The sequence below is a fragment of the Accumulibacter sp. genome (assembly GCF_016789985.1).
Taxonomy (GTDB): Bacteria; Pseudomonadota; Gammaproteobacteria; order Burkholderiales; family Rhodocyclaceae; genus Accumulibacter.
This window is the reverse complement of record NZ_JAEUOL010000173.1, coordinates 1-7,749: the sequence shown is the minus strand read 5'-3', so window position 1 is coordinate 7,749 and position 7,749 is coordinate 1. Positions and strand designations below refer to the sequence as shown.

Here is a 7,749-nt window from a genome sequence, read left to right as displayed (position 1 = left end):
CGGCTGCCGTAGCGCGGATGCCCGAGGGCTTCGAGTTCTCCCTGATCGACGAGCAGCCGGAGGGTCAGCGCCTGCACCAGGTTATCGATGCCGCTGACGGCCGCCGGACCGTTCGCGCCGGTGGCCAGTTCGACGACGGGGCCGTGGCCGGTGTCCTGGACAACAATTCGCAGATCGGTCTTGAAGATATCGGCCATCAGATCAGCTTTCCGGGTGCGGTGGTGGCGCCTGGCGAGCAGGCGATTCCCGGCGCGACCCTGGCCTGCGTGAGCAGAAGCGCCAGCGCCTGGGCGATGATCTCGGCGATCGCATCGGCGAGGGCAGGGGCGTCGTGGCCGTGCAGGCCGTTATCGAGCGTGAGCGCGCCGACCAGCGGTTGCAACTGACTCTTGCTCGGCGCCGGCATCAGATCAGATTCCCCGGACTGCTGGTGACGAGGCCACTGATGGCGATCCCGGGGGCGACCTGGACCTGTGCCGTGAACAGCTCGATTGCCTGTGCGAGGCTGCCGGCGATCACCTTGGCTAGGTCAGGGGCGTTTTCGCCGGCAATTCCCTCGCCTCGCAGGTCGGCCAGAGCCAGGCCTTCGAGTTGCTCGGCGACCGGGCCACCGGCCGGCGGCGGGATCAGACTTCCCGGGCCGACGGTGCTGCCGCTGTGGGCGGGTGGCGGCGCGGCAGCCGGGATTCCGGGCAGGACCTGCGCCTGGTTCAGGAACATGGCCAGCGCCTGCGCGGTGGTCTTGGCGAGCGCCTGCGCCAGCCCTGGTGCGTCCCGCCCGCAGATGCCGGCGCTGTCCAGCGTTGAGCGGGCGAAGCCTGTGAGTTGTTCAGCGGTCGGTGAGGGCATGGCTCAACCTTTCGCCTTGACGGATTTCGACCCGACCAGGGGGGCGCCGGTAAAGTAGCACTTGTGGGTCATGTCGGTAATGACCCCCCCGCCGCCCAGGCCGAGGTCGATATTGCCCGAGGCGTCGACCGCGCAATCGACACATTTCAGCTCCACGTTGCCCTGGACGGTGATCTTCAGGTCGGTCTCGCCGGCGATTTCGACGTTGTCGTCCTGATGCATGGTCAGCATCGTCTTGCCGGTGGTCAGCACCAGCGCACCCTGCTTGTCGATGGCCAACGAGGTCTTGCCGTGCAGCGGTGCTTCTACCCGCCACTCGTTCTCTTCATGCAGTGGTGGCCGCGCCTGATCGGAGTACAGCCGGCCGACGATCACCGCCCGGTTGGCGTCGCCGCCGACGTAGCTCAGCAGTACCAGATCGCCGACCACCGGCGCGCTGACCATGCCGACATGCGGCGTCGCAATCGGTACCTTGCGCAGCTCGAGATCGCCCTCCCGGAGCTTGACGTTGCAGTAGTGGTTGTAGGTGTCGCCTTCGCCGGCGTGCGGAAAAACGCTGGTGACCACAGCAATGTCGCCAAGTCGCAGGGCGCGCAACTCGTCGCGAACGACAGCGCGGATGATCGCGATCGGATCGTTCATCAACGGCGGCTGCTTTTTGCCTTCGGTGTTTCGGGTATCGCGCGCATCTCTGGTGCCGCGCTGTCATCGAAGTCCTCCAGGGCCGTCGCATCGAACGGCTTTGCCCGTTCCAGCGCCTTGCTCGTGTAGTTGAGGTGCTGCAGGCCGTTCAGCGTCGGATTGTCGAGCTGGCCGGTGATCGCCAGTCCGTTGATCTTCTGGAAGCGGCGCAGCCGCCGCTGCAGCGCGTCGTCGAAGGTCTTGGCGTCGGTTGCCTCGGGTTCGACGTAGCCGAGCTTTTCGAGCAGACCGTTGGCTTCGGCGATGTCCTGGCCGGCGAATTCGCTCCTGGTGAAATCGAATTCGTAGATGGTCTCGCTATTCGGGCTATTCGGGTCATCCCCCCATCGTCCGATTGCCTTGCCCGGCAGATCCGCGGCGGCGGCCCAGAGACGACGTCCGCCGAGAAGAGCGACCTCCTGTTCGCCCTGTCTGTTCGCGCCGAGGCCACGGATGCGGATCGATTTGTCGAGCGCCATCTGCAGCAGCCGAATTTTTCCCGTGGTTTCCAGGTTGAGGTGCGTCTCGGTTGCTGCGCCCAGGCCGGACTCGTCGAGCGGCAGTTGCTCGATGCACAGCAGGCCGTAGAGTTCCTTGCTGATCAGATCGAGGTCGGCCGGGTCGGGAACCTTGTCGACGAAAGTCGTCACCTTGTCGATGACGGCGCGCGCTTCGCGCAGCGGGTTGACGACGCCTTTCTGGTCGATGGCTTCTGCCAGGGCCTGGGTGAACTCTTCGGTGGTGACGACCTGCAGCATTTCGCCGGACGTTTCGACCAGTGCCTTGGCGGAGTCGGCCTGGTGCAGCAGGTCCCGCGCTTGCAGCGTCAGGTACGCGAGATACAGCACGGTGAAGGCGAGCGCTTTGTCGATGGCGGGGATGACTGCTTTCGAAATGAAATCGGTGTCGCCCCGGTACGTCCGGATGCGCGCGATACGCACCCAGCGTGGCGCCTGGCCGGGCCGTTTGGTTCCTTCGAGCGATTCCCGGAGCGATCGCAGCAACTGGGCGATAGTCTGAAAAGGGTTGTCTTGTGCCTCTGCGGCGCGCGTCGGATAAGGAATGGCTTCGCTCATGTCTGTTTGCCTCCGGTGGTCGATGCGGTGGGAATGCTGGTGGACGCGATGGGGTTTTCGATTTTCCCTTGCAGCGCCTTGAGGTCGTCTGCCAGATCAGTCAGGTTCCTGCTGAGCTCGATCAACTCGCTGGGCGTCGGCAGGCTACCAAGTATGCTCAGCGCTGCCTTGAGGGGGCCGCGTATCAGGACGATCTTGTCTAGAATCGGCTGCACCACACCGTCGCTTTGTCCGCACAGCTTCGCCACCTTGCCCAGGCTCTCTCCGTCGCCGAAGGCATCGAGACTGTCGGCGATCGCCTCGCAGCCAGCGGCGACCTCGACGGCTTTCTCGATGGGCTTTTTCAGGTTCTCGGTGGCTTGGGCGAGTCCCTCCAGGATCTTGATCAGAGACTCGATGGCCACCTTGAGCTGTTTTTCGGCACGCAGTTTGCTGGCGATTTTCGGTGCCTGTCCGGCAGCGCTTGAACTCAACAATGTCCCGAGACGCGTCGAAAAGTGGTCCAGGTCGGTAAAGACGTTCGCCGAGTCGCTCATCGCTATCCCTCGGAGAGAGACCGGAGTTGCTTCAATGGGTCGAAATCAGCGAGGTGCTGGAACAACTGGCTGGCGCTTTCGGCGACATCCTTCAGCGTCTTGAGGAACTCGAAGCCGTCGCGCAGCGCGTCGAGCAGCGGCGCTACTTGCTTCAGATCGATCCCGGTCAGCTCGCTGAGGAAATCGGTGCCTTCGTCCACGCATTTCTGCAACAGGCCGGACAGACCATCGGCGTCGCGCAGGACTTCGACCAGGTCCTGTGCCTTGGCCAGATCGAGCTTGCCGACCGCCTGCAGCATGCCGCCGAAATCCGAGCCAGTCAGCCGGTCGGCCTGGAGCAGGACGCTCTTGCCGAGATCGGCGCCGTTGAGGTGTTCGAGCAGCTGCGGCTGCTGCAGGAGGGCGGTGGGCAGGCTGGCCGGATCGAGCAGCACGCTCGCCGCTGCCAGACTGCCGCCGGCCCAGGATTCCGCGTCGGCTGCGACATCGGTATTGATCCGTTGCTGCAAGGCTTCGGCCGGCCCCGGCAGGCGCTTGTATTCACGCAGGCGCAGCGTGTAACGGTAACGATCCGGATAGCCGGCGACCTGACGGACCTGCAGATCCTCGATGAGAATTTCGGTCAACTCGCTGCCGGCCAGCACATCGGCGGCGAAGGGCATGGGTTCGGCGGTGCTGCGCGCGGCGCGCAGGCGCTCGAGCCCGGATAGCGCGGTGGCGCCGAAAAGCAGACCATCGACGAAGACTGTCAGCGGGTCTCGGCCGAGGTCCTGAAAAATGCTGCCCTCCTGGCGTGGAACGTGTTGCTCGACGAGCGCTCTCGACTCCTCGGTGTAGACGTTCTGGACGCCGTTCAGCTCGATCTGACCGATGCGCACCGTCATCTCAGAACTCCATCCGGGTCACGAAGCCGCGCCGACGACTGAGAACATGGCTGACCTGGCGAACGCGCAAGGAATGTGGCCCCAGCAGCAGGTTGGCGGCCGCATGTCGGGGAAGAATGTTGATGAGCCGGACCCGATCACCGGGAAGCACGCCGGGCCGGCCGAGCACTTCGATCCGGCCACGCAGCCAGCGTGCCGCCAGCGCCCGCATCTGCGCCTCGGCCACGTGTTGCGCTGCCTCGCCGCTGCGTACGACGCCGAGGGTCAGGCGGCGCGGGGTTTTGCCAGTACGACCGACGGCAACCGCGCCCTGCGGGTCGATTGCCGCCTGGCCGCTGGCCCCGGCCAGATCGCTCGCCAGCCAGCAGAACTTGTCGGCGCCCTGGCTGCCTGCCGCGCCTTCACCGAAAACCTCGACGCTGTCGTGGATCGGCGGCGTCGCCTGGATCTCGATCTGCAGCACATTCGTCGCGAAGTCGAAACCGTGTGCAGCACCCTGTTCGGTAGGGGTAACGAAATGCGCCCGGCCTTCGTTGTCGCCGAACAGGTCCGCGCCGCACCAGCCAGCGAGTTCGAGCAGCTGCCGCAAGGCACCCGGACTGCGGGTCAGCAGGTACGACGGAAGTTTGAAACCTTTGGTGATGCGGCCCCCAGCCACCCCGGCCCGTTGCAGGACGTCCTTGATCACGAAATCGACGTCGACGTTTTCGTAACTGGCTTCGGTTTCAAAGCAGGCCAGCTTGTGGAGATCGTCGTAGGCGGTGACGTGTTGGCCGGTGGTATCGATACGCACCGTAGCGACCGTCCCGGTGAACACTTTCCGCAGACCGTCACCAGCATCGAGTTCGACGCGCAGCGGGTCGCCCGCTTGCGGCGCGGGGGCCTCCGGGCCGCCGAACAGCAGCTCGCAAACGCCGCTGGCGCCGTCCATGCCGAGCCGAACGAGCAAAGACAGCAACTGCCGCTCGTTATCGGCCGCGTCGCTGCTCGCGGTCTGTCGGCCGATCTCGATGCGGTAGGCCAGCGCAGCGGTCATCGCTCAGATCTCCAGCCCGTGGCGACGCGCGGCTGTCAGCAGGACCTCGGTCAGTGCGTCGGCCAGAGCCGTCGGATCAAGGCTCGCGCTCGCGTCGTCGGTATGTAGAGCGACGGTGACGTTGAAGGTGTTGCGCACCAGGCTGGGTGATTCAATACGCTCTGACGCGGAAGCGGCGGAAGTGTCGAGCCTGGTCTGGGTGAGCCGGTAGGCTTGTTCGAGTGAGGGATCGACGGCGCTGGCCAGTCGCCTCGCAGCCGCCTGTAAGTGGGTTCCCGGCACGGGTGTCTTTGTCGCCTCGGCGGTGGCGAACGATCGTTCGGGGGGCGGAGCTTGCCGGGGGCGCAGGGGAACTGCGAGCGTTCGGTATGACTCTGGCGCCGGCCTGACGCGCTGCGAAATGCCTGTCAGGTGGGCGGCTGGTGAAGTGGTTTCTGCGTCTGTCTGTTGCCGGCTATCGCCGGACGGCATCGTGGCTGTGGGCGTCTCCGGGCGTTTGCCAGATGAGAGGAGCCATTCGGCCGCTGGATCTGACGCAGCATCGCGCTCACAGCAGGAGGCGAACGATTCGGCGAGCGGGGCCGGGCTGGTGAAGTACGGTCGCGGGCTGGAAGCAGGGGTTGCCGAGCGCATCGACGCACGCTCGGCTGTGGCTGATGACGGCAGTGGCGCGCTGGTTGTCGATGTGGCTTCTCTCGACATTGGCTGCGAATGCGCAGGTGGCGCCATTTCGTTACCGTGAAAGTCGCGTGAGCGACTCGCGAATCTCCCCTCGCCCACTTGCGGGAGAGGGATCGGGGGGCGAGATGGGGAATTCACGGAGCATGCTCCGTGCCCAACGAGCAATTCCGGCGTGCAAGCCGGAATGCGCCTTGCAAGGGAGGGAACGGCCATGGCTTTCATCATCTTGGGTGCCAGCCCAAAGCCATGACCGTTGGGGCCGTCCATTGCCGTGTGTCTTGGGGACAGGGGAGTTCCTGAGGTTGGCGGCACCGGCTGAGTGCCATTGTCCTGAGCACCATGGTTGGCAGTCTCGACCCGGAGCGAGTCGGATGGCGGCGTCGACCAAGTGGACTGCAAAGCTTGTTCGAACCGCGCCCTCTCCGGCTCGGCCGGTATGGCAGCCTCGGCATTCGGCGATGAAAACCCACGTTCAGCGCGATCGAACGGTCTCTTCGGGATCGCGCCTGGTTCCAGAGTCAACGCTTCTGGCTGCGTTGAATCGACGGCGCCGTGCAGCACCGGGCTGGAGAACCGCGAAACCAGTGGTCGCGCAATCCCGTGGGTAGCCGACTGCCCCCGGTCCGGCGCCGAAGAAGGATCCCCTGATGATCCGGACGATGCTGCGCCGGCCGCCTCTTCCAGCCGATCCGCGTCGAGTTCCACGCCGAGGAGCGCTTGCGCATCCCGCAACAGCGCTTCCAGCGGCGCCAGCAACTGGCGCTCGATGTCGGCCGAGCGAGCGAGGGATGGCATTCAGTCGTCCTCGATCCGGATCACGGTCGCATCCGGGTGATCCGCAAGGCGCGCAACGCGCGCCGGTGCGGCAGTTTCACTGGCCGTGGTCCGATCGAGCAGGCGCAACAAGCGGTCCACTTCCACCGCCGGCGTCGCCCAGACCTGCGTCGGCGTCCAGCCGAGGGCGCGACACAGCCGTAGCGTGACGCGGTCGGCTTCCGGCGTATCGGGAATCGAATCGGCAAGCGCTTCGGGGGAAACAACGTTCAAGTCGATGACGGCCTCAAGCAGGGAGCGCGTCGCGCCGGAATCCAGTTCGTCGAGCACACGGGCCGGTTCGACGGTGACCACGCTCGTCTCGAGCATCGCTCGCAGGTAAGCACCCAAGTCGAAGCGCTCGCCATCCCCGTCGGCCCTGCGGCAGCGCGCCATGGCCCGGAAGCGCTCGCCACTGGTCCACGGCCGCAAGTGGAGCCGAACGCCGCCGCAGTCATACCAGCCGCCGCCGAGTGCTGTCGGCGACGTTTTGCCGCCACTCGCCCACCATAGCGCCAGCGGAGCAAAGCTGGCCTGCGCATCCTCGGCAACGCCGCTGTGCGCCAGGACGCGAAGGCTGAGCTCGCGTGTATCCAGGGCTAGCCCACGCGCCGTCGGTACGACGCACTCATCGAGCGCATTGAGATGCGCCGACAAGGGCCACGGCCGCAAGTCGACTTCTGCTCCGGCGGCTGAGCGCGCGTTCATTGCCTTGTCGAAACCCTGAAAATTGGTTGCGTAAACCAGGCCATCGATGTCGATGACGTGATCCGCTGCCGGCACTATTCTTCGCGAATCCGGGTGGCGCTGAAGGCGTATGTGGTGACCGCCGAGCTGCCAGCGTCCATGCCGAACGACTTGCCTTCGACGTAGCAATCGTCGAAGGACAGCGTCCGCCTTGGCGCATCGGCAGCCGGGTCCTTCTTCAGGTTGGCTACCAATTGAAAGCTGCTCTGCTGGGCAAGGTGTGTGTCGAGGACGTAAGTGGCCGATTTGACGACCAGCTCTCCCTGCACGGTGCGCAGGCCGAAGCTGACATCCACCCGCTCGCCGCTGCCGACGGCGCGGATATCCTCACGTTCGGTGACGACACGGAAAGCCAGTGATTGCAGACCTTCGACCGCAGCGCCATCGATCAGGACGCTGCTACGGTTGGCGACGAAAAGCGCTGTCATGGCAATTCACTCCTCAAC

The 7,749-nt window shown here is 65.1% G+C and carries 11 protein-coding genes and 1 pseudogene; 1 reads left to right on the top strand and 11 read right to left on the bottom strand.

The window, feature by feature from the left end; all coding sequences use genetic code 11:
• From JNK99_RS10380 to JNK99_RS10340, 9 genes and pseudogenes are all read right to left on the bottom strand, one after another.
• Nucleotides 1-197 (bottom strand): annotated as a pseudogene (locus JNK99_RS10380) (hypothetical protein); the annotation flags it as partial.
• Nucleotides 197-406: a hypothetical protein gene (locus JNK99_RS10375; RefSeq protein ID WP_291852432.1), complete on the bottom strand. Its 210-nt coding sequence runs from the start codon at nucleotides 404-406 to the stop codon at nucleotides 197-199. The pseudogene JNK99_RS10380 and the gene JNK99_RS10375, both read right to left, overlap by 1 nt.
• On the bottom strand, nucleotides 406-849 hold the full coding sequence (locus JNK99_RS10370) for a hypothetical protein (protein ID WP_291852430.1): 444 nt from the start codon (nucleotides 847-849) through the stop codon (nucleotides 406-408). The genes JNK99_RS10375 and JNK99_RS10370 overlap by 1 nt, the downstream gene beginning before the upstream one ends.
• 3 nt (nucleotides 850-852) lie before the next feature.
• Complete coding sequence (locus JNK99_RS10365) at nucleotides 853-1,491, bottom strand: phage baseplate assembly protein V (protein WP_291852427.1); 639 nt, start codon at nucleotides 1,489-1,491, stop codon at nucleotides 853-855.
• Nucleotides 1,491-2,606: a peptidoglycan-binding domain-containing protein gene (locus JNK99_RS10360; protein ID WP_291852424.1), complete on the bottom strand. Its 1,116-nt coding sequence runs from the start codon at nucleotides 2,604-2,606 to the stop codon at nucleotides 1,491-1,493. The genes JNK99_RS10365 and JNK99_RS10360 overlap by 1 nt, the downstream gene beginning before the upstream one ends.
• Nucleotides 2,603-3,142, bottom strand: coding sequence for a hypothetical protein (locus JNK99_RS10355; RefSeq protein ID WP_291852421.1), 540 nt, complete (start codon nucleotides 3,140-3,142; stop codon nucleotides 2,603-2,605). Before JNK99_RS10355 ends, JNK99_RS10360 begins: the two co-directional genes overlap by 4 nt.
• Before the next feature lie 2 nt (nucleotides 3,143-3,144).
• Nucleotides 3,145-4,026 (bottom strand): hypothetical protein, encoded by an 882-nt coding sequence (locus JNK99_RS10350; RefSeq protein WP_291852418.1) that lies wholly within the window; start codon nucleotides 4,024-4,026, stop codon nucleotides 3,145-3,147.
• Nucleotide 4,027: 1 nt separating this feature from the next.
• Entirely contained in the window at nucleotides 4,028-5,062 is a 1,035-nt protein-coding gene (locus JNK99_RS10345) for a hypothetical protein (RefSeq protein ID WP_291852415.1), read from the bottom strand.
• Nucleotides 5,063-5,065: 3 nt separating this feature from the next.
• The gene (locus JNK99_RS10340; RefSeq protein ID WP_291852412.1) at nucleotides 5,066-5,344 is read right to left on the bottom strand and encodes a hypothetical protein; all 279 of its coding nucleotides are present in this window, start codon (nucleotides 5,342-5,344) and stop codon (nucleotides 5,066-5,068) included.
• Nucleotides 5,345-5,651: 307 nt separating this feature from the next.
• Here JNK99_RS10340 and JNK99_RS10335 point away from each other — a divergent pair, with 307 nt between their 5' ends.
• Nucleotides 5,652-5,804, top strand: a complete 153-nt coding sequence (locus tag JNK99_RS10335; RefSeq protein WP_291852409.1) for a hypothetical protein — start codon at nucleotides 5,652-5,654, stop codon at nucleotides 5,802-5,804.
• A 734-nt stretch (nucleotides 5,805-6,538) separates the two neighbouring features.
• On the opposite strand, the gene JNK99_RS10330 is transcribed toward JNK99_RS10335, so the two are convergent.
• Together JNK99_RS10330 and JNK99_RS10325 are read right to left on the bottom strand one after the other, a co-directional pair.
• The gene (locus JNK99_RS10330) at nucleotides 6,539-7,339 is read right to left on the bottom strand and encodes a hypothetical protein (RefSeq protein ID WP_291852406.1); all 801 of its coding nucleotides are present in this window, start codon (nucleotides 7,337-7,339) and stop codon (nucleotides 6,539-6,541) included.
• Nucleotides 7,339-7,731, bottom strand: a complete 393-nt coding sequence (locus tag JNK99_RS10325; RefSeq protein WP_291852403.1) for a hypothetical protein — start codon at nucleotides 7,729-7,731, stop codon at nucleotides 7,339-7,341. The genes JNK99_RS10330 and JNK99_RS10325 overlap by 1 nt, the downstream gene beginning before the upstream one ends.
• Between the last annotated feature and the right edge of the window lie 18 nt (nucleotides 7,732-7,749).

Bases quoted from the DNA above. Each gene is read 5' to 3' on its own strand.
- JNK99_RS10365 (WP_291852427.1), bottom strand. From the start codon at position 1,491: ATGAACGATCCGATCGCGATCATCCGCGCTGTCGTTCGCGACGAGTTG.
- JNK99_RS10325 (WP_291852403.1), bottom strand. From the start codon at position 7,731: ATGACAGCGCTTTTCGTCGCCAACCGTAGCAGCGTCCTGATCGATGGC.
- JNK99_RS10350 (WP_291852418.1), bottom strand. From the start codon at position 4,026: ATGACGGTGCGCATCGGTCAGATCGAGCTGAACGGCGTCCAGAACGTC.
- JNK99_RS10360 (WP_291852424.1), bottom strand. From the start codon at position 2,606: ATGAGCGAAGCCATTCCTTATCCGACGCGCGCCGCAGAGGCACAAGAC.
- JNK99_RS10375 (WP_291852432.1), bottom strand. From the start codon at position 406: ATGCCGGCGCCGAGCAAGAGTCAGTTGCAACCGCTGGTCGGCGCGCTC.
- JNK99_RS10355 (WP_291852421.1), bottom strand. From the start codon at position 3,142: ATGAGCGACTCGGCGAACGTCTTTACCGACCTGGACCACTTTTCGACG.
- JNK99_RS10345 (WP_291852415.1), bottom strand. From the start codon at position 5,062: ATGACCGCTGCGCTGGCCTACCGCATCGAGATCGGCCGACAGACCGCG.
- JNK99_RS10370 (WP_291852430.1), bottom strand. From the start codon at position 849: ATGCCCTCACCGACCGCTGAACAACTCACAGGCTTCGCCCGCTCAACG.